Source organism: Nocardia carnea, from assembly GCF_029869215.1.
Classification (GTDB): Bacteria; Actinomycetota; Actinomycetes; order Mycobacteriales; family Mycobacteriaceae; genus Nocardia; species Nocardia carnea_B.
Genome location: NZ_JARWPM010000407.1, coordinates 1 through 22,240, shown reverse-complemented (window position 1 = coordinate 22,240; position 22,240 = coordinate 1). Strand labels below are relative to the sequence as shown.

At 68.2% G+C, this 22,240-nt stretch carries 20 protein-coding genes and 1 pseudogene; 13 read left to right on the top strand and 8 right to left on the bottom strand.

Going from position 1 to position 22,240, the window contains the following annotated elements; genetic code table 11:
- The first annotated feature begins 154 nt into the window (after positions 1 to 154).
- A complete protein-coding gene (locus tag QH276_RS29795; protein ID WP_280397763.1) occupies positions 155 to 856 on the top strand; it encodes an MspA family porin in 702 nt (233 codons plus the stop codon).
- 76 nt (positions 857 to 932) lie between these two features.
- On the opposite strand, the gene QH276_RS29790 is transcribed toward QH276_RS29795, so the two are convergent.
- Positions 933 to 1,364: a hypothetical protein gene (locus QH276_RS29790; protein WP_280397764.1), complete on the bottom strand. Its 432-nt coding sequence runs from the start codon at positions 1,362 to 1,364 to the stop codon at positions 933 to 935.
- Between the two features lie 388 nt (positions 1,365 to 1,752).
- On the opposite strand from QH276_RS29790, the gene QH276_RS29785 reads away from it, so the two are divergent.
- Positions 1,753 to 2,661, top strand: coding sequence for an alpha/beta hydrolase (locus tag QH276_RS29785; RefSeq protein WP_280397780.1), 909 nt, complete (start codon positions 1,753 to 1,755; stop codon positions 2,659 to 2,661).
- Positions 2,662 to 2,793: 132 nt separating this feature from the next.
- On the opposite strand, the gene QH276_RS29780 is transcribed toward QH276_RS29785, so the two are convergent.
- Together QH276_RS29780 and QH276_RS29775 are read right to left on the bottom strand one after the other, a co-directional pair.
- Positions 2,794 to 3,789 (bottom strand): hypothetical protein, encoded by a 996-nt coding sequence (locus QH276_RS29780; RefSeq protein WP_280397765.1) that lies wholly within the window; start codon positions 3,787 to 3,789, stop codon positions 2,794 to 2,796.
- Positions 3,790 to 4,336: 547 nt separating this feature from the next.
- Positions 4,337 to 5,095, bottom strand: a pseudogene (locus tag QH276_RS29775) (IclR family transcriptional regulator); the annotation flags it as partial.
- Between the two features lie 186 nt (positions 5,096 to 5,281).
- Here QH276_RS29775 and QH276_RS29770 point away from each other — a divergent pair.
- From QH276_RS29770 to QH276_RS29760, 3 genes are all read left to right on the top strand, one after another.
- Positions 5,282 to 6,049, top strand: coding sequence for a CoA transferase subunit A (locus QH276_RS29770; RefSeq protein ID WP_280397766.1), 768 nt, complete (start codon positions 5,282 to 5,284; stop codon positions 6,047 to 6,049).
- Entirely contained in the window at positions 6,046 to 6,720 is a 675-nt protein-coding gene (locus QH276_RS29765; RefSeq protein WP_280397767.1) for a 3-oxoacid CoA-transferase subunit B, read from the top strand. The genes QH276_RS29770 and QH276_RS29765 overlap by 4 nt, the downstream gene beginning before the upstream one ends.
- A gap of 165 nt (positions 6,721 to 6,885) precedes the next feature.
- Positions 6,886 to 8,070, top strand: coding sequence for a glycoside hydrolase family 76 protein (locus QH276_RS29760; protein WP_432278580.1), 1,185 nt, complete (start codon positions 6,886 to 6,888; stop codon positions 8,068 to 8,070).
- Between the two features lie 164 nt (positions 8,071 to 8,234).
- Here the strand turns inward: QH276_RS29760 and QH276_RS29755 are convergent, their stop codons facing one another.
- Complete coding sequence (locus QH276_RS29755) at positions 8,235 to 9,320, bottom strand: NAD(P)H-dependent amine dehydrogenase family protein (protein WP_280397768.1); 1,086 nt, start codon at positions 9,318 to 9,320, stop codon at positions 8,235 to 8,237.
- Complete coding sequence (locus QH276_RS29750) at positions 9,317 to 10,336, bottom strand: Rieske 2Fe-2S domain-containing protein (RefSeq protein ID WP_280397769.1); 1,020 nt, start codon at positions 10,334 to 10,336, stop codon at positions 9,317 to 9,319. Before QH276_RS29750 ends, QH276_RS29755 begins: the two co-directional genes overlap by 4 nt.
- A 217-nt stretch (positions 10,337 to 10,553) precedes the next feature.
- Between QH276_RS29750 and QH276_RS29745 the strand changes: the two genes are divergently transcribed.
- Positions 10,554 to 11,108: a TetR/AcrR family transcriptional regulator gene (locus tag QH276_RS29745; RefSeq protein WP_280397781.1), complete on the top strand. Its 555-nt coding sequence runs from the start codon at positions 10,554 to 10,556 to the stop codon at positions 11,106 to 11,108.
- 194 nt (positions 11,109 to 11,302) lie between these two features.
- Entirely contained in the window at positions 11,303 to 12,022 is a 720-nt protein-coding gene (locus QH276_RS29740) for a DUF3159 domain-containing protein (protein ID WP_280397770.1), read from the top strand.
- A gap of 129 nt (positions 12,023 to 12,151) precedes the next feature.
- Here QH276_RS29740 and QH276_RS29735 read toward each other — a convergent pair whose 3' ends face one another.
- Complete coding sequence (locus QH276_RS29735; RefSeq protein WP_280397782.1) at positions 12,152 to 13,003, bottom strand: mycofactocin-coupled SDR family oxidoreductase; 852 nt, start codon at positions 13,001 to 13,003, stop codon at positions 12,152 to 12,154.
- A gap of 277 nt (positions 13,004 to 13,280) precedes the next feature.
- Here QH276_RS29735 and QH276_RS29730 point away from each other — a divergent pair, with 277 nt between their 5' ends.
- Positions 13,281 to 14,039, top strand: a complete 759-nt coding sequence (locus QH276_RS29730) for a PaaX family transcriptional regulator C-terminal domain-containing protein (RefSeq protein WP_280397771.1) — start codon at positions 13,281 to 13,283, stop codon at positions 14,037 to 14,039.
- 21 nt (positions 14,040 to 14,060) lie between these two features.
- On the opposite strand, the gene QH276_RS29725 is transcribed toward QH276_RS29730, so the two are convergent.
- The gene (locus QH276_RS29725; RefSeq protein ID WP_280397772.1) at positions 14,061 to 15,692 is read right to left on the bottom strand and encodes an acyl-CoA dehydrogenase family protein; all 1,632 of its coding nucleotides are present in this window, start codon (positions 15,690 to 15,692) and stop codon (positions 14,061 to 14,063) included.
- A 339-nt stretch (positions 15,693 to 16,031) separates the two neighbouring features.
- Between QH276_RS29725 and QH276_RS29720 the strand changes: the two genes are divergently transcribed.
- The 3 genes from QH276_RS29720 to QH276_RS29710 all read left to right on the top strand — a co-directional run bounded on the left by QH276_RS29720 (position 16,032) and on the right by QH276_RS29710 (position 18,939).
- The gene (locus tag QH276_RS29720; RefSeq protein WP_280397773.1) at positions 16,032 to 16,922 is read left to right on the top strand and encodes a manganese catalase family protein; all 891 of its coding nucleotides are present in this window, start codon (positions 16,032 to 16,034) and stop codon (positions 16,920 to 16,922) included.
- A 20-nt stretch (positions 16,923 to 16,942) separates the two neighbouring features.
- Positions 16,943 to 17,527 (top strand): hemerythrin domain-containing protein, encoded by a 585-nt coding sequence (locus tag QH276_RS29715; RefSeq protein WP_280397774.1) that lies wholly within the window; start codon positions 16,943 to 16,945, stop codon positions 17,525 to 17,527.
- Positions 17,528 to 17,979: 452 nt separating this feature from the next.
- A complete protein-coding gene (locus QH276_RS29710) occupies positions 17,980 to 18,939 on the top strand; it encodes an alpha/beta hydrolase fold domain-containing protein (protein WP_280397775.1) in 960 nt (319 codons plus the stop codon).
- Positions 18,940 to 18,992: 53 nt separating this feature from the next.
- On the opposite strand, the gene QH276_RS29705 is transcribed toward QH276_RS29710, so the two are convergent.
- On the bottom strand, positions 18,993 to 20,237 hold the full coding sequence (locus QH276_RS29705; RefSeq protein ID WP_280397776.1) for a cytochrome P450: 1,245 nt from the start codon (positions 20,235 to 20,237) through the stop codon (positions 18,993 to 18,995).
- Positions 20,238 to 20,588: 351 nt separating this feature from the next.
- Here QH276_RS29705 and QH276_RS29700 point away from each other — a divergent pair, with 351 nt between their 5' ends.
- Both QH276_RS29700 and msrA read left to right on the top strand, forming a co-directional pair.
- Positions 20,589 to 21,404: a class I SAM-dependent methyltransferase gene (locus QH276_RS29700; RefSeq protein ID WP_280397777.1), complete on the top strand. Its 816-nt coding sequence runs from the start codon at positions 20,589 to 20,591 to the stop codon at positions 21,402 to 21,404.
- 129 nt (positions 21,405 to 21,533) lie between these two features.
- Positions 21,534 to 21,998, top strand: a complete 465-nt coding sequence (gene msrA, locus QH276_RS29695) for a peptide-methionine (S)-S-oxide reductase MsrA (protein ID WP_432278811.1) — start codon at positions 21,534 to 21,536, stop codon at positions 21,996 to 21,998.
- Positions 21,999 to 22,240 lie beyond the last annotated feature (242 nt).

The window sequence follows — 22,240 nt, the reverse complement described above, 5'->3', positions numbered from 1 at the left end:
AGGCCAGCCGTTCCCGCCGGGCGACGCGCCGGTCGGCCGTACGGGGGTCGCCGGTCCCCGCCGGTAGTGTTCCGATATGCGCGCCGGCAGCGATGCCCGGTGCGCCGGTCCGCTTGTCGAAGTTCCTACTCGATCCCGATTCGACTGGAGCGAAATGAAGCGCAAGCATTCGATTGTCACGATGGCCTTCGCCGCAACGACGGTGGCCGCTGCCGCTGTTGCCGCTCCCCCCGCCGGTGCGGCACCGGGCGAGATCGGCGTGGGTGGGCTGCGGCTGATCGCCTCGGTGGATGCCACGAATTTCGCCCCGGCCGAGGATGTCGCGGCCGGGGTACCGTTCACACACGCGACCAAAGTGTCCGGAAATTTTTCCGTCGTTCTCGACGGAGCGGGGGCGGCTCTACAGGGTGGCAAGATCGCTGTCGGGTACCTGGTCGGCTGTGCGGTGGACGTTTCGGACGGGTTGTCCATCGCGATCGCTCCGGAGATCGGGGGCGGGACCTCGATCTCGCCCTATACCGAACTCGAGGTCGCCACCACGTTCGAGGAAGGCGCCGCACCGGTTGTCACGGTCGCGCCGCTGGTCGGGGTGGAACCCAGTGTCGGAATGGAAGGGGCACTCGCCGGCGAACTCGCGGTGAATCTGGCGCCGGGTGAGGTGGCGCCGGTGGTGGTCGGGGAAACGACCCTCACTCCGGAAACGACCTTCCCGTATACGTTCGCGCACGCCAACACCCCGTTGAACATCGGCGGCTGCCTGTCGCCGGCCTCGGCCGTACCGTTCGTCACCGTCAGCGCCGAGACCTCCGGCGGGGCCGCACAGACAACCGGGTACGGCACCCCCTTCAGTTTCTGACCGCGGGCTCCCACGGGACCTGCCTGCCCGGTGGCGGCTCGGCCCGAGGGAGGGCCACCACCGGTCCCGGCTCGGGTCAGGGTAGCGGCAGGCAGGCACTTCCGGTGTCCAGGCCGCGGCTGCGGATATCGACCTCGATGTACTTCGAGGACGGGTACTGCCCGGGCGTGAACTGCTGCGCGGTGAGGTTCTGGCGGCCCGGCTGCTCGGGAACCCACTCGAAGGTGGCTGTCCCGTTCTCGGGGTGGTACCGGGCCTCGCCGAGGCGGTTACCGTTACCGCCGATCACGCCGCCACTGTTGATGATCGTGATCGGTCCCGCTTCGGTGGGTGGCGCGTCGACGGTTGCCGTCACCGTATAGGGGCACCCGGCACGCAAGCCCTCCGGTCCGGCGTCGATGGTTATCCCGGTCACCGCCGCCCCGGCGCCCGGCGCCGCGAGTGTGGCCGCCGGCCCGGCGATACCGAGAACTACGGCGGAGCCGAACAACCGAATGGGTTTACGCATACCTCGACCCTCTCGTTCATGACGTTCCGGTCGCCGCGAGTCTGCACGGGGCCGGATGCGTGCACTAGGTGACAGGACCGCGGTACCCCCTCGAAATACGAAAAAACGGGCAGCCGAGAAGTTTCCGTGGGAAACCGGGTCTCGCGGCGCAAGAGCGGCTCTGCGGTGTTCGGCCGAACGGCTGCGCACGGTGGTAGTGGCGCTGAAGCTGTGCATATTCACAGCACCCGCCGTCGGTGACGAATGCGCGGAATGCCGGGCGTTTCGGTAGCGTGAGCGACAGCGCGGGCAGAACTGAAGACGGGGCGTGGAAGTGCGAGAAGAGAATCGGCGGGCGGCGTGGCGGCGGCTGCGGATATTCGGCGCGGTGGTCGCGGCGGCATTACTGATGGCCGGGGCCGGTGGGCCGGTGGCGGGTGCGGCGCCGAGCGCGGCTCCGGTCCTGCGGGCGCCGGGCGGGGACTACCAGGAACTCATGGTGCCGTCGGGGATGGGGCCGGTGAAGGTCCAGGTGCAATGGGCGGCGCGCGGTGGGAGCGCGGCGCTGTACGTGCTCGACGGTTTGCGGGCGCCGCGGGATCACAGTCAGTGGGTCAGCGATACCGATGTGCTGCGCCGGTTCGCGGGTGACGACGTAACACTGGTGTTCCCCGTCGGCGGCAATTCCAGTTTCTATTCCGACTGGTATCGGCCCAGCAGTACCAACGGCCAGACCACCACCTACAAGTGGGAAACCTTCCTCACCGAGGAATTGCCGGACTTCCTTGCCCGCTACGGGGTTTCGCGGACGAACAATGCCGTCGTGGGTGCCTCCATGGGTGGCGGATCGGCACTGACGCTGGCCGCACACCACCGTGACCAGTTCAAGTTCGCCGGATCCTTCTCCGGCTTCGTCAATCCGACCTTCCCGATGTGGAGCGAGGCGGTCCGGGCCGCGATGTGGGACGAGGGCCGGTTCAATATGGAGGATATGTGGGGCCCGGCCGGCGATCCCGCCTGGCGCCGCAACGATCCGACGGTGCAGGCCGAACTGCTGCGCGGCCTGCCGATGTACCTCTCGGCCGGCAACGGCGTGCCCGGAGCGGCCGATGTGCCGTACTGGTTCGGCGATACCGTGAACGCGATGGGTCTGGAGGCGATGGCGATGATGGCCGCCCAGATCTTCCGTGATCGGGTCGCGGCGCTGGGGATTGCGGCGCGGATCGATATCGTCGACGGCACCCACACCTGGCCCTACTGGGAGCAGGCGATCACTACCGCCCGGCCGATGATTCTCGACGCGCTCGGGGCCGGCTAGCCGATACCGGGCCGATATCTCGTCGTCTGCGCTCCTATCGCGGGATGCTCGGCCTGGCCACCCTGCTCACATGGCTTTGAGGACACTCTCCAGCAGCTGAACTCCGGTGGCAGGACTGGCCTGTCGTCGGCACTACCGCGGGTCCTGGTGACTGCGGTATACCTTCCAGACTGCCGGGTCCTCCAGGACGGTCTCGGCCGAAAACACTCCAGTCTCGTCCAATCGCGTCTGCAGAGGTTTGCCCTTGACGGCGATCTGGATGTCGCGCTCGCTGCCCAGTTCCGCGAACCGCTCCGCCAGCAGGCCTACGGTATCCCGGTCCGCTGTCGATCCGAAGGGGTTGTAGAAGTAGAAGGCCGTACCGTCGGATATATCGGCCTCCAGCGCGTCCCGGTTTACGAAGCTCACATGCGAAAGCCCCAGTTCGCGGGCGCGCTCATCGGCGTACGCCGCATACGCGGGCTCGATCTCGAGTCCGACGACACGTTTGGCCGGAGTGAATCCGCCGAAGAACAGACCTGCCTTGCCGAGGCCGGAACCGATGTCGTAGACGACGTCGTCGGGTGTGAGGTTCAATGCCTTGGCGACCGGAGTCAGATAGACCATCCGCGAGGGTTCCGGCGCGTGCAGCCCCGGCTGTCCCGCCAGTTGCGGGGACAGCCCTTCGAACGGCGCGGCCGGTCGCCCAGCTGAGGGAGCTTCATGGTACCGGTACGCGGGCAGGCCCAAGACCTGTTCGAGATGGTGGTCGGCCTGCCTGCCGTAGCCGAGTTCTGTCAGCTCCATCAACTCACGACCCCACGCCGCGCGGGCGGCTGCGTCGCCGCGTACGAAGAGACGTTCACGAATATCGAGGAAGACCGGGTCGGTGTCCTGCGATACGCGTGCCGCGGAGGTGCGCACAGGTCCGAGCTCGGCACGATACGCGGGGATGTCCCCGGCGAGGCTGTCTGCGCCGTGTTCGTCGCCTCTGCCCAGGAAATCGTTGCCTTGACGGAGGTTTTCCCCACTGTGCCGCTCGGCCAGAACGGGAGCTGCGCGCCGGACCAGATTTTCCCGCAACGAATCGGCGGCACCGTTCATCAGCGCCCGCAGTATGTCCGTCCGCAGCAACGGCTTCACACCCATCGTGTGCCATATGCGGTGTAAACCCCGCATCGTCGGTCAGGTCACCGGCACGGGATCGCTCTCGTCGACAGCGTTCGGACCGCCGCGAATCGGACGGCCTCTATCAGCTGACAAGGGCTGCCACATTGTGCCACAACTCTTTCCCGGACCCCTGATCGGCACAGAAGCGGTGTCTGTGTCAAGGCGGTGATCGCCCGGTGGCCGGTGACCTGGCGGTGTCGACCCACCCTATGCGGGCGTAAGCGTCAGGTGCCACAGGTTGCTCACCCCTGGGGCCCGTCGTGGTCACCCCGCCTACAGCGCCTTGTTGATGGCCGCCCAGAAGTGGAGGGCCCGGGCGGCACCGACGAGGCCGCCGAGTACTCCCTCCGGCCGGTCGACGATGCGGAAACACAGGTCGCGGCGATTACCACGGCCTGCCCACGGCGCTCCGGCCGGCTGTCGCGCCGGACTTCGATACGGACGAATCCGCCGGCGGCCATCCGGCAGCCGGACGGTCGTGCCGGGGCCGATCACCCGCTCGGGTGCGGCCCTTGTCTGCCGGCAGCCGGGCGCGTAGCCGGAGGGTCAGGAGGTGGGCCGCGTGCAGGAGCCGGGTGCCGAGTTCCGGCCGTCGTTCGGTGGAAAAACGGGTCTCTACGCCGGTGAGGCTGAGTGCCCACGCGGGGGAATCGTGGTGATCGAAGACCGCGGCGCCCATACCCCAGCTGCCTTCGACGAGCAGACCGGGATTGGTCGCGTATCCGTCGACGCGGGTGCGGTGTATCCGGTCCCGGAGGGCGGCGGTGGCATGCGCGGCGCCGTGGCTTCCGGTCAGGTCGGCGCGGCCGAGGTAGTCGTCGATATCGCGGTCGGGGAGATGCGCCAGGATCACCAGGCCGGCGGAGGCGACGCCGAGGGGGAACCGGATACCGGGATGCAGTACATGGGAGCGGAGCGGGAAACTGCCTTCCTCGGCGGCCACACAGACGGTTTCGTCGCCGCGGCGGGCCGACAGGAATGCGCTCTCTCCGGTGTCGCGGGCGAGTTCGCGCAGGATATCGCGGGCGTCGGCGGCGATATCGTAGCGGTCGGCGGCGAGCGCTCCGAGCAGGTAGATCTCCGGGCCGAGTGTCCATTTGCCGGTGGTGTTGTCGCGATCGACGAACCCTTCCGCCGCCAGCGACATCAGCATCCGGTGGGCCGTGGGGCGGGCGACGGCGGCGGCGCGGGCGAGCTCGGTCGTCGAGGCCCCGGCCGGTTCGTGATCGCCGAGGGCGCGCAGCAGCGCGGTGGCCCGGCCGATGACATGCGGCTTGTCCTCCATGGCCAGGAGCATACGTCCATTCAGTGAACAGACTGTGGCGAGAGGGTTCGCCGAGCGATCGGATTTCGATCGAACTCTCAGAATTATTGCCCGCTGAACTGGCTATTTGATTCAGTAATTGCCAGTAGGGCCGCGTCCGCTCACCGAGCGCGAAGCGGTTCGCGGAAGACGAGGAGGGTTGCTCTGTTGAGTACACGGGTGGTGGAGTCGGCGGCGGAAGCCGTCGCCGATATCGGCGACGGCGCCACGATCGCCGTCGGCGGGTTCGGTTTGTGCGGGATCCCCGACGTGTTGATCGCGGCACTCGCCGAAACGGGTGCGAATGCGCTCGAGGTGTTCTCCAACAATTGCGGCGTGGATGACCACGGCCTGGGAATCCTGCTGGGTTCCGGCCGTATTCGCCGCGTCACCGCCTCCTATGTAGGCGAGAACAAGGAATTCGCCCGGCAGTACCTGGCCGGGGAACTCGAGGTGGAGCTGACACCGCAGGGCACGCTGGCCGAACGGCTGCGGGCGGGAGGTGCCGGGATCCCCGCGTTCTTCACCCCCGCGGGCGTCGGGACCCCGATAGCCGACGGCGGACTGCCGTGGCGTTATCACGCGGACGGCACGGTCGCGATCGCGTCGCCGCCCAAAGAGATCCGCGAGTTCGGCGGCAAGTACTACGTACTCGAAACCGGAATCACCGCGGATTTCGCGCTGGTGCACGCGGTACTGGGCGATACCGACGGCAACCTGGTGTTCGACAAGGCGGCGATGAACTTCAACCCGCTGGCCGCGATGGCCGGCCGGGTGACGATCGCCCAGGTCGAGCGGCTGGTCGAACCGGGCGAGATCGACCCGGCGCAGGTGCACCTGCCCGGAATCTTCGTCCAGCGGATCGTCGAAACCGGACCGCAGCAGACACGCGTCGAGAAGCGCACCACCCGCGAACAGGCAGGAGTGAACCGATGACCGGACCCGCGACCCGGACCGGCTGGAGCCGGCCGGAGATGGCGCGCCGCGCCGCGGCCGAACTACGCGACGGCGACTATGTGAATCTCGGGATCGGCCTGCCCACCTTGATTCCCGGCTATCTCGATCCGTCGGTGCGGGTGACGCTGCATTCGGAGAACGGGATCCTGGGCACCGGCCCGTACCCGGCCGACGACGCGGTGGACCCGAACCTGATCAACGCGGGTAAGGAGACGGTCACCGTCGAACCCGGTGCCGCGTTCTTCGATTCGGCGCTGTCGTTCGGGATGATCCGGGGCGGCCATATCGGCACCGCGGTACTCGGCGGCATGCAGGTCTCGGCGTCCGGGGACCTCGCGAACTGGATGGTGCCCGGAAAGATGGTCAAGGGTATGGGCGGGGCGATGGATCTGGTGCACGGCGCGGAACGGGTCATCGTGGTCATGGAACATACCGAGCGCGGGGGTGCGGCCAAGATCGTAGAAGCCTGCACGCTCCCGCTGACCGGCCGGGCGGTGGTGCACCGGATCATCACCGATCTCGCCGTGATCGATGTGGCCGGTGCCGGCACCCTGCTGCTGCGGGAGACGGCCCCGGGGGTGAGCGTCGAGCAGGTGCGGTCGGCGACCGCGGCACCGTTGACGGTGACCGATTCGCTGCTCGCGCACTGACCTGCGGATTCCGGCGGTTTACCGGTGGCCGGGGGGAGTCGGCCGGGCCGTCGCCGCCGCGCGCGTACGGCTGGGCGGGGATAGAATCCGGGTGCCCGATTCTGCAGCTCAGATGATCGTTTCCAGCAAGAGGGGTCCGAGCGGATGGATCGCCGGAACGTACGCATGAGCCGGCGCAGTGTGTTGTTCGCGGCCGGTGCCGGGATCACCCTCACGGCGCTGGCGCAACCGACGCAGGCGGGGACGATCACACCCAAGGTGGTCGTCGGTCCGGGGGAGTACGGGAAACGGGCCGAGCTGGCGGAGCGGGCCGTCGTAACGCGGCACGTGCGGACGCTGTGGGGGCTGCCGCGAATGCGGCTGGGCGCACTCGCCTGGCCGGCGGGCCTGCCGGAACAGGCGTTCGCGCAATGGCATTACTGGTGGCAGGCCCATCTGCTCGACTGCGCGGTGGACGCCGCGTATCGCGCCCCGACACCCGACCGCCTGGACCGGGTCACCGCCTTGGCGCGCGGTATCCGCGCCCGCAACCTCACCGGCTGGACCAACCGGTACTACGACGATATGGCGTGGCTGGTGCTGGCGCTGGAACGGGCCGACCGGCTGCTCGCTATCCGGTTCGGCGGCGCGGTCGGCGAGCTGCGCACCGCGTTGCTCGAAGGCTGGAATCCGGATGTCGGGGCGGTGCCCTGGCGGATGGGCGACGACTACTACAACACCCCGGCGATCGGCCCGACCGGTATCGCGCTGGCGCGGCTGGGTGCGGTGACCCGTGCCGCCGAGCTCGCCGATTTCCTGTACACCCGGCTGCGTGACACCGACAGCGGCCTGATCCTCGACGGTGTGCACGAGCCCGGCGGGCGGGTGGACCGGTCCGTGCATACCTACTGCCAGGGCGTGGCCATCGGGCTGGAAACCGAGCTGGCGGTACGCACGGGCGACCCCGGGCATCGGCGCCGGGTGGCCGAGCTGGTGGCCGCCGCCGCGACCGGGCTCACGGAATCGGGTGTGATCAGCGCGGCCGCCGGCGACGATTCCGGGCTGTTCATGGGTATCTTCGCCAGGTATCTCACGGTGGCGGCGCTCGCGCTGGGCGAGAACACGGCGGCGGAGATCGTGCGCACGTCGGCACAGGCGGCCTGGCGCAACCGCGCGGAGGTGGACGGGTTGCCGCTGTTCGGTGCCGACTGGTCTCGCGCGGTCACGGTGCCCCGCCGGCCGGGGGCCTTCCTGCAGATCGCCGACTCCGCCGCCGCGACCTCGGTGAATCTGAGCCGCGACCTCTCGGTCCAGTTGAGCGCCTGGATGCTGCTGGAAGCCGACTACCGGCTTGCCACCGCCGGACGCTGAGCACGCGTCCGGTGACGCAGCGGTTGCCCCCGGCTCCCGGCGGTGCGACGGCTACCCAGCGGTGAGGCAGCGGCTACCCGGCCGGGGCACACAGCGGCGGGCGCGACCCGGTGACGCGGCAGGGGCGGCGCCGGGTGACGCAGCACCGGCCGGCGTAGCGGTGTTCAGAGTTTGAAGCGGCCCGCGAAACTGCGCAGCGGCAGATCGGCGCTGGTGATCATGCCCGGCCGGGCGGCCACGACGGATTTGATCGCATTGAGCGCGGGCAGGCCGGTCACCGTCATCCCGATCGACGCGAAATTCGCCGGGTCGGACAGATCCATACCCTTGCGCGGGAAGATCATATGTTTGCTGTAGATATTCGGATCGCCGGTGACCTGGGTGATATAGCAGCCCTTGATATTCCACGCCGGGTCGGTGTGCGGGGTCATCTGCCATTCCAGATGTGATTCCACCCGCGCCACTCCGTCGACCATGCCCTTATACTTGATGTAATTCGCGCCCAGTGAACCCTTCGGCAGGAAGTACCAGCCCAGGTCGACATCCTTGGTACAGGCGCCGAGTTCGTAGCCGAAGGTCACCTCGTCCAGTTCGAGGTCGAAGGCATCGGCCATCAAGTACACCGAATCGGCGAAGACCGCGGTGTATTTGTGCAGCGAATCGGGAATCGTCGGATCGTCGACCGGGCGGCCGTAGCCGACGGCCTTCCAGGTGTCGACCGAATGGTGACAGGACACATCGACGGATTCGGTGACCGTGATGTTCTCGATCTCGGCGACATCGGCGGTGTGCACGATACCGAGAATCTGGGCCAGGCCGGGGTTCATCCCGGTGCCGTAGAACGTCGACTTCCCGCGCTCGCAGGCGGCCTGGATGACCTCGCTGACCTTGCGGCCCGAGGGATGCGGATGGTTGGTGTCGCGGTGGAAACCGGTGATCCAGTCGGCGGTCGTCACCACATCGATCCCCGCTTCGAGGACCTTCTCGTACAACTCCTCGTCGGGGAAGACGCCGTGGAAGGTGAGCACATCGGGCCGGGCGGCGATGATCTCGTCGACCGAACCGGTGGCGATGACACCGATCGGGCCGATACCGACGATCTCGCCCGCATCGCGGCCGATCTTCTCCGGCGAATAACAGTGCAGGCCCACGAGTTCCAGGTCCGGGTGGTTGCGGATCCGGCCGATCATCTCGGTGCCGAGGTTGCCGGTGGCCACCTGGAAAACCCGGATCTTGTCGGAGGTGCTCATCGTGGGGACCTTTCTGTCGGCTGCTCGGCTCGTGCGCCGTCCGGATAGAACTGCGCCGCCCATTTCCGCAGGGCGGTGAAACCGTCGAATTCCTTGCGCGACAGGGCCGGCGGGTCCGAGTAGCGCTGGTGTGACCAGATCTCGATATCGGCGTCGAACTGTTCGATGACGAAACCGGCCATGGTCTTGCCGTAGCGGCCGATCTCGGGACTGTCGTCGCCGGGTTTGCGGCCGATCCATACGGTGAACCGGACATCGCAGGTCCGGTCGTCCACCGGGGTCACCGCGGGCATGGTGCGGTTGTCGACCATGCCCCAGCTCTTGGTGATCGAACAGCCGAGCCCGGCGTTGATCGATTCGACCCCGCTGCCGACCTGGTCTTCGCGCACGTTCTCGTCGAAGGCGATGGTGAAATCGACATAGGAGACCGGGCCCGAGAAATCGTGCCGGGTGAATTCCGGGACGAACGGCGTTTTGTGCACGAATTTGAAATGCGCGAAATCGACGCCGTTCTCCATGACGTACTGCGGATGCAGTTCCAGGCCCGGCCGGAACAGGGTGGCCGCGGGCACCGGCGGGTAGTAGTCGGCGGCGGTCCGGTCGTCGCCGAACGCGGTGAAGATATCGGGGACCTCGAAATACGGTGCGCGCCCGGCGGTGTCGTACCAGATCCACACGGCCTCGTTGCGTTCGGCGACCGGGTAACTACGAATACGGCGGCCCTTGTTCGGGTGGTTCTCGTACGGGATGCACACATTGCGGCCCTCCCGGTTCCACTCCCACCCGTGGAAGGGGCACACCAGGTTCTCGCCGTCGACGCGCCCGCCGTAACCGAGATGGGCGCCGAGGTGTTCACAGTAGGCGTCGAATACCGCGACCTGTCCCGATGCCGTGCGCCAGGCGACCATCTCGCGGCCGAAGTACTTCATCGTGTGCACGGCGCCGACGGGGATCTCCGCGCACCAGGCGACCTGGAACCAGCCGGTGGGCTCCATCGACAGCGGCGGCTTTGCCATCTCGATCCTCCGGGGCTCGGCGAGGGGCGCAACGGGAGCCACAGCGCGACCGGTGCGGGATGTCCGGCGCGTGGCGATCCCGAGCATAGAACCCTCTGTGAAATAAGACAAGAGGGTTCTGTGAAACCTCGGGCCGCCACCGGTACAATCGGGCCGCGTGACAGATGTGGCAGGCCCTCGGCGCGCGAACAGACGCGGGATCGCGTCCCGCGAGAGCATGCTCGAGGCCGCCATCACCTCGCTGGCCACCGGCGACCCCGCCGCGGTCTCGGGCAACCGCATCGCCCGCGATATCGGCGCGACCTGGGGCGTGATCAAGTACCAGTTCGGCGATATCGACGGACTGTGGGCCGCGGTGCTGCGCCATACCGCCGACAAACGCGGCGACCTCCCGGCCGGGCTCGCGCCCGACGGAACACTGCGCGACCGGGTCACCGCGCTGATCCACGCCATGGCGAAAGGCCTGCGCCGCCCGGAATCCCTGGCGATCGAAACTCTGCGCGCCGCACTACCCCGCGACCATTCCGAGCTCGAACGCGATTACCCGCGCACCGCGGCCGAGCTGGCCTCCTGGAAACCCAACTGGGACAAGGCCTGTGAACGCGCCTTCGCCGATCTCGGCGTGGATCCGGTGAAGATCCGGCAGGTGGCCGCCCTGATTCCCGCCGCCATGCGCGGTATCACCTCGGAGCGCACGCTGGGTACCTACGGCGATCTCGACGACGCGCTCGACGGCCTGATCGGCGCCCTCGTCGCCTACCTGGAGAACTGAGCGCGGCAGCCCGCCGGCGGGGAGGCCGATCGCCCGGCCGGTCGTGCGCTGGGACCGCGCCTCCGTCCCCGGCCGGACAGTGCGCGGTGCCCAGGTCCGCCGGTGCCGCACCGGTGTTCACTTGACCATGCCGTTACGGCACAGGTTCTCCTGGTTGCCGAGCACGCATCGTCACCGTCGGAAGGACGGAAACCATGATCGACCGGAAGAATCCGTGCGAGACCGGCCGGCCCGCCGAACCCGTCGCCGCCCTACCGGGCGAGGTACCGGTCCCTGCCGCACCGGGCGCCGCGGAACCCGGCGCGGCCGCTCCGGCCGGGGCGACCGTGCTCGACCAGCTCGGCGGCCCGCTGGGGTTCGTGTACTCGACCGTTCCGGTCGTCGTCTTCGTGGCCGCGAACGCGGTGGTGTCGCTACCGGCGACGATCGGTGTCTCGATCGCGGTCGCGGTGGCGCTCACGGTGTTCCGGCTGCTGCGCGGTGAACGTTTCGCCGCGGCGATCGGCGGGCTGCTGGGTCTGGCCGTCGCGGTGGGCATCGTCCTGTGGACCGGCTCCGCGAAGGATTTCTTCGTGATCGGGATCTGGGCCGCGCTGGCCGGGTTCGTCGTCACCTTCGCCTCGGTGCTGGCCCGCCGACCGCTGACCGGGGTGGTGTGGAACCTGCTGCACGGCAACCGGCACCCCTGGCGCGCCGATCCGGCGGTGCTGCGGGCGCACGATATCGCCACCCTGGCCGCGGCGATCGTTTTCGGGGCCCGCTTCGTGGTGAAGGAGTGGCTGTATCTCGCCGATTCCACGACCTGGCTGGCCGTCGCGAAGATCGCGATGGGCACACCGCTGACGGTACTCGCGGCCTTGGTCGTCATCTGGGCGTTCCGGCGCAGTACCACGCGCCTTCTCACGCACGGATGATGTCGGCGCGAGTCCCCCGGCCGGAGTGCGTGGTACCCGAGCGGCTGTAGCCCGCTCGGTGCCGAGCACCGTCGCCCCGCCCAGTGGCCGGGCGACGGCACTTCACCGTTCGAGTGGCGGGTACTCCGCTCAGTATTTCAGCGCCCCGGCATCGACGGCGATCTGGTTACCACTGCTGGTCGCCGAGGCCGGGCCCGCCAGCCAGGCGACGATATCGGAGACCTGGCCGGGCGACATGAAACCGTTGCGGCCGTCACCGTGCCCGCCGGCCGGCTGATAGGGGACCGGCGGGAAGCTGTGCAGGAACGCGGGATGCTCACCGAAGAGGGTCGCCATGGCCTCGGGCTGGATCATGGGGGTGTCCACCGAGTACGGGTGGATCGAGTTCACCCGGATACCGTATTCGCCGACCTCCAGCGCCAGCGAATTGGTGAGCCCTACGAGTCCGTGTTTCGACGCCGAGTAATGACCGTTGCCCGGGGTGGCCTTCAGCCCCGCCGACGAACTGACGATGATGATCGAACCACCGTTACCGGCCTCGATCATCGCCGGAACCGCGGCGCGGATCGTGCGCCAGGTACCGTTCAGATTGACCCCGACCACCGTGTCGAACTGTTCCTCGGTCATCTCGAAGAGCCGGGCCCAGCTCAGCACCCCGGCGTTGGCCACGAGGATGTCCAACCGGCCGAACAGCGCTACGCCGTCGGCCACCACCTGCTGCAGCGCCGCCAGGTCGCGGATATCGACCTGGCGGGCGAGGACCTGCCGGCCGATATCGGAGATCGCTTTCGCGGTCTCGTCCAGATCGGCGGGCGTGGGCGCCGGGTAGGTGACGGTCTCGGAGACGGGCGCGCAGATATCGATCGCGATGATGTCGGCACCCTCGCGGGCCAGGCGCAGGGCGTGCGCTCGACCCTGTCCGCGAGCGGCACCGGTGACCATGGCCACCTGTCCCTGTAGGGGTCCCTCGGTGTTCGGCATAGCTGGCATCACGCCCTTTCTGTACTCCGGCGACCGGCTGTATCCGCGCACGGAGCCGATCCGGGGAAACGCTACAGCAGCCCGCAATCAGACGTCCAGACAGCTGTCCAGACGCGCCTGGTGGGATCCCGGATCGCACCGGACGGCGAGCCGCGGCGGTGTACCTGGACGGCAGCGCGTGATCAGGGGGCGGTGGGTGGCGGGGGCTCGTCGCCGGTCGCTTGCGGACCGGTGGTCGCGCCCCACCGGTCCGGCGCACGGTCGATACGATCGGCCCATGTCTGGCTCTCCCGCCCGGGTCCGGGCGCTCACCGCGCGGTCGGCGATTCTGAGCGTGCTGCTCGGTTCGCACCCGGCGCAGGCTCCGGCCGGCTGGATCGTACGGGTCGGGACCGGGCTCGGGTTGCAGGAGTCGGCGGTGCGCGCCGCGCTCACCCGGATGGTCGCCGCGGGCGATCTCGAACGTGACGCCGACGCCACCTACCGGCTCGCGGAGCGGCTCGCCGAACGCCAGCGCCGCCAGGACGCGGCGATCTCGCCGGATTCGCGCACCTGGCGCGGCGAGTGGATCCTGGCGATCGTCACCGTCGGCGCGGCCGATTCCACCGACCGCGCCGCGTTCCGCGAAACGCTGCGGCTGGCCCGCTTCGGTGAATTACGCGAAGGCGTCTGGTGCCGCCCGGACAATCTCGCCCCCGATCTGCCGGAACCGGCCCGGCAGCGGGTGAGCCTGTTCACCGGACGACCGGAGGAACCCGCGCTCGCGCTGGCGGAACGCCTGTTCACCCCGGACCGCTGGGCCCACCGCGCCCGCGAACTACTCGCGGCCCTCGACGCCGCCGAGAGCATGGGAGCCCGCTTCGCCGTGGCCGCGGCGACCGTACGCCACCTCCTCGACGATCCGGTGCTCCCCCCGGAACTGCTCCCGGCGGACTGGCCGGGGCAGCTCATCCGCGCCCGCTACGCAGCCTTTGTCACCGAGTTCCAGGATTTCGCCATGAATTCCGTCGAAGCGAAACCGCTGCCGTCGCAATGACTTCCGGCGACGCCGAGGCGGTCAGCCGAGTTTCGGAGTCAGGCGTTCGATGATGGCGCCGGTGTCCAGGCCGGTGGGCAGGGTGCCGAAGACATCGCCGCGGTCGCGGCCGAGGCGGGTGCGGGTGAAACCTTCGGCGACAGCGGAATGCCCGTAGCGCACCAGCAGTGAACCCTGGAGTACCAGGGCCATATCGCCGACGATACGGCGGGCGCGGTGCGGCAGGGTGTCGAGATCGGTGAATTCGGCTTCCAGCCGGCCGATGGCGGTATCGAGCGCGGCATCGGCACCGGCGGCCTGTTTGACCTCGTCCAGGAAAGCCCCCAGGGTGGCCGGCTGTTTGGCCAGCGCGCGCAGGACATCCAGCGCGGCGACATTGCCCGAGCCCTCCCAGACCGACATCAGCGGCGCCTCCCGGTACAGCCGCGGCATCCGGGAATCCTCGACATAGCCGTTGCCGCCCAGGCATTCCAGCGCCTCGGCGGCGTGGACGGGTCCGCGTTTGCACACGTAGTACTTGCTCACCGCGAGGCTGATACGGCGCAGCAGATCGGCGGCCTCGTCGCCCGCGGTGGCGCGGTCGGTGAGCTCGGCCAGCCACAGCGCGACCGTGGTCGCACCCTCGGCCTCGATGGCCAGATCGGCCAGCACATTGCGCATGAGCGGCTGATCGACGAGGTTCGCGCCGAACGCGCGGCGGTGCAGGGCGTGGTGGATCGCCATGATCGTTCCGGTGCGCATTCCGGTGGCCGAGGCGAGGGTGCAGTCGAGCCGGGTCAAGTTGACCATTTCGATGATCGTCGGCACGCCGCGGCCTTCGTCGCCGACCAGCCAGCCGACGGTGTCGTCGTATTCGACCTCACTGCTGGCGTTGGAGTGGTTGCCGAGTTTGTTCTTCAGCCGCTGCAGGTGGAACGGGTTACGAGTGCCGTCGGGCAGGACCCGGGGCACGAAGAAGCAGGACAGCCCGCCCGGTGCCTGTGCCAGTGCGAGGAAGAAATCCGACATCGGCGCGGAGGTGAACCATTTGTGCCCGGTGATCCGGTAGGTGCCGTCCGGCTGCGGTACCGCGGTGGTGGTGTTGGCGCGCACATCGGAGCCGCCCTGTTTCTCGGTCATCGACATACCGGCGATCAGCCCGGGCTTGCCGGCGAGCGGGCGCAGGACGGGGTCGTATTCGCGGCTGGTGAGCAGCGGCTCGTACCGGGCGGCCAGTTCTGGGTTGGCCCGCAGGGCCGGCACCACGGCGTAGGTCATCGAGATCGGGCAGCCGTGCCCGGCGTCGACCTGCGACCACACGCTCGTCTTCGCCGCCCGCACCAGATGCGGGGCGGGCCGGGTATCGGCCCAGGGTGCGGCGTGCAGGCCGAACCGGACGGCGTGCCGCATGAGCTCGTGATAGCTGGGGTCGTAGCGGACCTCGTCGATGCGGTGGCCGTACCGGTCGTGGGTGTGCAGCACCGGCTGGTGTTCCTCGGCGAGGTCGCCGAGTTCCTGCGCGTGCGCGCTCCCGGCCAGCCGGCCGATCTCGTGCAGTTCGTCCAGGGCATGTGTGGCGCCGCCGCGTTCCAATGCCTCGAGAACGACGGGCACCTCGGCGGCATCGTAATCGACCAGCGGGGGGACCTGGTTGGTCACAATATGGGTCGGCACGGCGACTGTCTCCTTCGTGGACGATGAACCGGATCGGCGCGGGCGGGCAACGGGGAAATGCGTTCATTACGATTCTGAAGCGTGCGATTCATATTTGCAATACCGACTCATCTGGAGGTTCGGTCCGTGAGAGCAGCCGCGACACCGCGGTCGGTACCACGCGATCGGCTTCCCCGCGGCCCGTATCGCGCCTGATCCGGATCGGCGACCCCGGGTTCGTACTACGGCAGGTCCGGGCGGTGGTGTAACGGCCGGCGGCGGCCTGGTTTGGGCCGGACGAGCAGGGGTAGGCGCGGCGGATACCAGTGCTCGACTCCCTCCCACCACCGAAGGAGACCCATGTTCGTGCACAACAAGGATCTGCAATTCGAGGTACGGGTGGAGCGCCCGGATCCCCGGTTCGCCACACTGCTGCAGGAGCAGTTCGGTGGCGCCAACGGTGAGCTCAAGGCCGCCATGCAGTACTTCAGCCAGGCGTTCGTGCTCCGCCGCAAACATCCGAAGATGTACGACCTGTTCATGGATATCGCGACCGAGGAATTCAGCCACCTCGAAATCGTCGGCAATATGATCACCATGCTGCTCGACGGCCTCAACGACGATCTGAAGCAGGCCAACGAGCATTGCGACTGGATGCCGGTGATCGCCTCGGCCGACGGTAAGGAACAGGCCATTCACCAGGTCGCCACCGATCCGCTGTTCCTCGCCCTGCGCGGTGGCGGACCCGACGTCGGCAACTCGGCCGGGGTCCCGTGGAGCGGCGCGTACGTCAATTCCAACGGCGAGCCGTCGGTGGACCTGCGCAGTAATCTCGCCGCCGAATCGCGCGCCAAGATCGTGTACGAATATCTGAAGCAGTTCACCGACGATCCGGGCGTGCAGGACACCTTGTCGTTCCTGATGTCGCGCGAGGTCGCGCATTTCCAGCAGTTCACCGCGGCGCTCAACGAACTGCCGGTCAACTTCCCGCCCGGTGCGCTCCCGGGCGACGACCGTTTCCAGAACGTGGCCTTCAACATGTCCAACGGCGACGCCAGTGCGCGCGGCCCGTGGAACGAAGGTCAGGGGCCGTGGCCGGAGGGCGTGGAATGGCAGTACGTCGCCGATCCGGTCGGCGATTGGCTCGGTAGCACTCATCGGGAGAACCAGGGCGCGAATTCCAATCCGGAGGGCAGTCCCGCGGTGATGGGGACCAAGCCGTTCACCCACGAAGAGCACAAGCCCGCCTGACCCGGGTAACGGAGACGATCATGGATGCCTTGACTTTTCTCCGTGCCGATCACGAAAGCGTGCTCGGCATGGTCGAATCGCTGGAACGCGGCCGCGGTTTCAGCGAAGCCGAATTGCAGAACCGCGCTCATCTGGCGACCAGCCTGGTCATCGCCGCCTCCCAGCATGAGGCGGTGGAGGAACAGTTCTTCTGGCCGGCGGTGCGCCGGGTCTTGCCCGACGGCGACGAACTCGCCGACCGTGCCCTCGACCAGGAGGACGCGGGCAAACACCTGCTGCAACGGATCGAGGACTCGAAGGTGGGGTCCCGGGATTTCGAGGAGGCCCTCACCGAGTTCATCGGGGCGATCCGCGAACATATCGAGTTCGAACAGAACCAGGTGTGGCCCGCGTTCGGCCGCGCGCAGCCGCCGGCGGAGCTGGAAGAATTGGGAAACAGGATGGCCGCGGCCAAGAAAACCGCTCCGACCCGGCCGCACCCGACCACCCCGTCGACCTCCGGCGCCCAGAAATCGGCGGGACTGGTCGGCGCCGTCGCCGACAAGGTGCGTGATGTATTCAGCGGGCGGCGATCGCACCAGCCGCCGGACCCGCCGCCACCCTGATCGCTACGGGGTGGCCGTCGGTGTCCCGGGGCGCGGACGGTCACTCCCGGGGGAGCAGGGTGCCCAGGGGGCCCAGGCCACGCTCCATGGATTCCGGGTCGGCGTCGATCCGGGGCGGGACCTCTTCGAATTCAGCCATGGGACACCGGTTCCGAGCCTCTCCATGGCCTGACCGTACGCCGATATCCCCGCAGGCGTAACACCGGTAAACGGGCGATCTCGAGCCGACCGGAACGCCGTCGGGCCGTCGCGCTACCGGCCGACCCTGTTTAGTCGTCACTGCATCGGTAATGCCGACCGAACGGGGTCGGTGGCGGCTCGCTCCCGAACCAGCGATCATCCGCCGGCCTCGGTCAGCGAGGAGACGGGAGGACGACCATGCCCGACTCGGGTACCCATCCCGGCGCCGGCCGGCTGATCCGGACGGCGGGCCGAGCGCTGGGGAGCACACCATGACGTCGTTACGAGCGCGGGCGCTGATCGCGCGGATGCGGTTACGGCACAGCAAGCGCTTCTACGCCGACCCGGAGGCCATGCGCGCCGGCCTGCCCAGGCACCAGGTCCAGAAGCGTTCCCGGCCGCCGCGGCGGATCACCGCGAAATACGATGTGACGCGCCGGGAGGTCCACGGCCATCCCGTCTTCACGATCGCGCCGCGGGGCGGGCCCGGCTCGCCGTGGCATATCTTCCATATGCACGGCGGCGGCTTCGTCGAATCGACCGAACCGCACCATTGGCGGTTCGCGGCCCGGATCGTCGAGCACACCGGTTGCACCTACAGCCTGCCGATGTACCCGCTGGCGCCCGAGTGCGACCACCGGGCGATCGTCCCGATGATCGAGGACTCCTACGAGCTGGTCACCCGCGATACCGCACCGGAGGATCGCATCGTCTTCGGTGATTCGGCCGGCGGTACCCTCGCCCTCACCCTTGCCCGTCACCTGTACGAAAGCGGCCGGCCGCAGCCGCGGGCCCTGGCGCTGTTCTCGCCGTGGATCGATCTGGCCACCGACGACCCGATGTCGCTCGCCATCGACGACCGCGACCCGGAACTCGGCGTCTCCGGACTGAAGCAGGCCGGCCGCTGGTATGCGGGCGAGCGCGCCCTCGACGACCCGCACATCAGCCCCGCGTTCGCCGATCTCACCGGCCTCGCGCCGGTCATCGTTTTCATCGGCCACCGCGATATCCTGCTGCCCGACGCCCGGCGGGTCGCCGAACTCGGTGCCGCGGCGGGGGTCCCGGTGGAACTGCACGAATATCCCGGGATGATTCATAACTGGATCATGAAGAACATCCCCGAAGCCCGGCGGGCCACCGGCGAACTCCTGCACTTCCTGCGCACAGTGCCCACGGCCGTCCCCGCGACGAGCGAAGGAGGAACCGGCAATGATCGTGCGGACCACCGATGACATCACCGGAACCGACTGCCCGAACGGATACCTCGATTGACGACCCGCTGCCGTCAGCTGGGGAACGGGGGTGCGGGCGGGAACGTCACCGGCAGCGCGGTCAGCGAACGGTGGAACGGGCCCGGACGCCAGTCGGGGCCGTCGGGGAGGTCCAGTTCCATCTCCGGCAGGGCATCGAGCAACTGGTCGATCGCCTCCTGGGCCACCAGATAGGCCGGGGTCTGCGCGGGGCAGCTGCGCTGGCCCAGGCCCCAGGACAGATGCGAGCGGTTACCGCGCTGGTCCTGGGCGCGGATGGCGGGGTCGTGATTACAGGCCGCGATACTGATCACCACCGGCTGATGGGCCGGTAGCCAGACGTCGTCGATGAGGATCGGCTGCCGCGGATAGGTGATGAGGAAGTTCGCCATCGGCGGATTGTCGAACAGCACCTCGTCCAGCGCGTCGAGGGTGGACAGGCTGCCGCCCAGCACACTGCCGCCGAAACGGTCTTCGGTGAGAATCAGCAGCAGGGTGTTGGCGATGAGATTCTGCTGGAGTTCGATCACCGCGCCGTACTGGCCCGCCAGCTGGTGCACCATCTCCTCGTCGTCGAGCTGCGCCTCGTGCCGGAGCAGCCGGGTGGTGACATCGTCGCCGGGGTTCGAGCGTTTGTGGGCGACCAGTTCGGCGAGGGCGGCGTTGATCATGCGATTGCCCTCGCCGGCATCGACACCTTCGAACATCGCCGCCATACCCGCGGAGACTCGCTGCCCGATCTCCGGCGGACAACCCAGCAGCGTATTGCAGACCTCGAAAGTCAACGGAAACGCGTACTGCATGAGCAGATCGGCCCGGCCGGACTCACAGAAGGCGTTGATCAGCGGGGTAGCCAGGCGCTCCACCGCCGTGCGCAGCCCGTGCAGGTCCACATCGGCGAGCGCCGCCACATTCGCCGACCGGTAGCGCCGGAAGGCGTTTCCGACGCTACGGGCCGACACCGGACGCCACTCCATGATCGGCAGCACCGGGCAGTCGGCCGGCATGTCCTTCTGCCAGGTGCGCGGATCAGCGGGAAAATGCTCGTGATCGTTGAGGATGCGTACCGCGACCGAATGCTCGATCACCAGTGTCGCCGGCACCCCGGGAGCCAGATCGACCGGCACCATCGACCGGTGCCTGCGGCGCATCTGCTGGTATACGCGATGCGGGTTCTCGGCGAACTCCGGCGCGTACAGCGGGATCCGCGGGCCGCCGTCGGCGAGCGGGGAACCGTGGACCGGGCGGGAGGCGGGGGCGTCGAACTGTCGCGTCGTCAAAAAAGCTCCATACTGTGTCGCACTGTGTGCCGAAAGCCTGTGCGCGGATCGGCCGGCTCCCGGCGCCGAAGTGGAACGATACGCGACCGATGCGCATATTTCGTTGGGGCTCAGCCGATTTACCCGCAAATGTCCCATCCACGTCATGGCTGCGCGGTGGCCGGAAGACGGGTTCGCGGCCGCGGCGACCGAGCCGGCCGGGATTGCGGCGCGACCTCGGGGAGGCAGACAATTGGGACGGTCCGGCCGGGAGCGACCGGGCGATTCGACGAAGACCACGCGGCCGCGAGAGTTGGTGATCCGGAGGGCGCGCGATATGCCGTGATATGCGAGTTCCACGAGGAGCAGACGATGACGCAGTCCCTTTCCAGTGATCTGAAGACCAAGCACAGAGCGCTCTGGGCGGCGGGTGACTACCCACGGGTGGCCGCGGATGTGATACCGGAACTGGGCAGCCGCCTCGTGCGGGCCTGCCCCCTCGGGCCGGGAAAGAAAGTCCTGGATATCGCGGCCGGGTCGGGGAACGCGGCGATACCTGCCGCGGCCACCGGCGCCGAGGTGGTGGCCAGTGATCTGACGCCCGAACTGTTCGAAGCAGGGCGCCGCAACGCCGCGGCCGCCGGGGTGAGCCTGCGCTGGGAGCAGGCCGACGCGGAGGCGCTGCCCTATTCCGACGGCGAATTCGATGTGGTGCTCTCCTGCGTGGGAATCATGTTCGCGCCGTTCCACCGGGCCGCCGCCGGTGAACTCCTCCGGGTGACCCGGGACGGTGGCTCGATCGGGATGGTGAACTGGACGCCCACCGGATTCATCGGACGGATGTTCGCCACCATGAAACCGTTCGCGCCGCCGCCACCGGAAGGGGCGCAACCGCCGCCGCTGTGGGGGGCCGAGGAACACGTCACCGAACTGCTGGGTGATCGGGTCACCGGGCTGGAGATGCGTCGCGAGCACGCCGTGGTGGACTGCTTCCCCGACGCCGACGCGTTCCGGGAATTCTTCAAGACCAACTACGGCCCCACCATCGCCGTCTACCGCGCGCTGGCAGCGGAACCGGAACGCGCCCGGCAACTGGACCGGGAACTCACCGACCTCGCCGCCGGATTCGATCTCGGAAACGGCCGGATGGAATGGGAGTATCTGCTGGTCACCGCGCAACGGGTATGACCGCGGTCGCGCCAGGGGATTTTCCGGGTGGTCCCGGGCGTTGTACCCGGGGCCGATAATGAGGGGGACGAAGGAGGAAGCGTGACGGAAACGCGTAAGGCGATCCTGGCCGGCGGGTGCTTCTGGGGTATGCAGGAGCTGATCCGCAAACAGCCGGGGGTGCTCGGTACCCGCGTCGGCTACACCGGCGGGCGCAACGACCACCCGACCTACCGCAACCATCCCGGGCACGCCGAGGCGGTGGAGATCGTCTACGACCCGGCGCAGACCGACTACCGGGCCCTGCTGGAGTTCTTCTTCCAGATCCACGATCCGACCACCAAGGATCGGCAGGGCAACGATATCGGCACCAGCTACCGTTCCGAGATCTTCTATCTCGACGAGGACCAGAAGCGGGTCGCCCTCGAGACCATCGTCGATGTCGAGGATTCCGGGCTGTGGCCGGGCAAGGTGGTCACCGAGGTGTCGCCGGCGGCCGAGTTCTGGGAGGCCGAGCCCGAGCACCAGGATTATCTGCAGCATTTCCCCAACGGCTACACCTGCCATTTCCCCCGGCCGGGCTGGAAACTGCCGAAGCGGCGCACCACAGCCTGAGTGGCGGCCGGGTTCCGGGGCCCACCCGGCGGAAACTCCCGTCGTCGGACCAGCGCTTCTCGGCATCGGTCATTCGCCCAGCCCTCCTGCCCCGCTCGTCTGCGGACCGGTCTTGCCCGACCGCCTGCTGCTGCAGCCGTTGGCCTACAACCGGTTCCAGTACGAGAAGATGATCCGCGCCTTCCGTGGTTTCGGGCTGGAATCCTTCGCGGTGCCCGAGGACCGGCGCTGACACGCGCGGG

What these genes read in the sequence shown, in the direction of transcription:
- QH276_RS29795 (WP_280397763.1), top strand. Translation starts at nt 155, where the DNA reads ATGAAGCGCAAGCATTCGATTGTCACGATGGCCTTCGCCGCAACGACG.
- QH276_RS29790 (WP_280397764.1), bottom strand. Translation starts at nt 1,364, where the DNA reads ATGCGTAAACCCATTCGGTTGTTCGGCTCCGCCGTAGTTCTCGGTATC.
- QH276_RS29785 (WP_280397780.1), top strand. Translation starts at nt 1,753, where the DNA reads ATGGCCGGGGCCGGTGGGCCGGTGGCGGGTGCGGCGCCGAGCGCGGCT.
- QH276_RS29780 (WP_280397765.1), bottom strand. Translation starts at nt 3,789, where the DNA reads ATGGGTGTGAAGCCGTTGCTGCGGACGGACATACTGCGGGCGCTGATG.
- QH276_RS29765 (WP_280397767.1), top strand. Translation starts at nt 6,046, where the DNA reads ATGACCGGACCCGCGACCCGGACCGGCTGGAGCCGGCCGGAGATGGCG.
- QH276_RS29760 (WP_432278580.1), top strand. Translation starts at nt 6,886, where the DNA reads ATGAGCCGGCGCAGTGTGTTGTTCGCGGCCGGTGCCGGGATCACCCTC.
- QH276_RS29755 (WP_280397768.1), bottom strand. Translation starts at nt 9,320, where the DNA reads ATGAGCACCTCCGACAAGATCCGGGTTTTCCAGGTGGCCACCGGCAAC.
- QH276_RS29750 (WP_280397769.1), bottom strand. Translation starts at nt 10,336, where the DNA reads ATGGCAAAGCCGCCGCTGTCGATGGAGCCCACCGGCTGGTTCCAGGTC.
- QH276_RS29745 (WP_280397781.1), top strand. Translation starts at nt 10,554, where the DNA reads ATGCTCGAGGCCGCCATCACCTCGCTGGCCACCGGCGACCCCGCCGCG.
- QH276_RS29740 (WP_280397770.1), top strand. Translation starts at nt 11,303, where the DNA reads ATGATCGACCGGAAGAATCCGTGCGAGACCGGCCGGCCCGCCGAACCC.
- QH276_RS29735 (WP_280397782.1), bottom strand. Translation starts at nt 13,003, where the DNA reads ATGCCGAACACCGAGGGACCCCTACAGGGACAGGTGGCCATGGTCACC.
- QH276_RS29730 (WP_280397771.1), top strand. Translation starts at nt 13,281, where the DNA reads ATGTCTGGCTCTCCCGCCCGGGTCCGGGCGCTCACCGCGCGGTCGGCG.
- QH276_RS29720 (WP_280397773.1), top strand. Translation starts at nt 16,032, where the DNA reads ATGTTCGTGCACAACAAGGATCTGCAATTCGAGGTACGGGTGGAGCGC.
- QH276_RS29715 (WP_280397774.1), top strand. Translation starts at nt 16,943, where the DNA reads ATGGATGCCTTGACTTTTCTCCGTGCCGATCACGAAAGCGTGCTCGGC.
- QH276_RS29710 (WP_280397775.1), top strand. Translation starts at nt 17,980, where the DNA reads ATGACGTCGTTACGAGCGCGGGCGCTGATCGCGCGGATGCGGTTACGG.
- QH276_RS29700 (WP_280397777.1), top strand. Translation starts at nt 20,589, where the DNA reads ATGACGCAGTCCCTTTCCAGTGATCTGAAGACCAAGCACAGAGCGCTC.
- msrA (WP_432278811.1), top strand. Translation starts at nt 21,534, where the DNA reads ATGCAGGAGCTGATCCGCAAACAGCCGGGGGTGCTCGGTACCCGCGTC.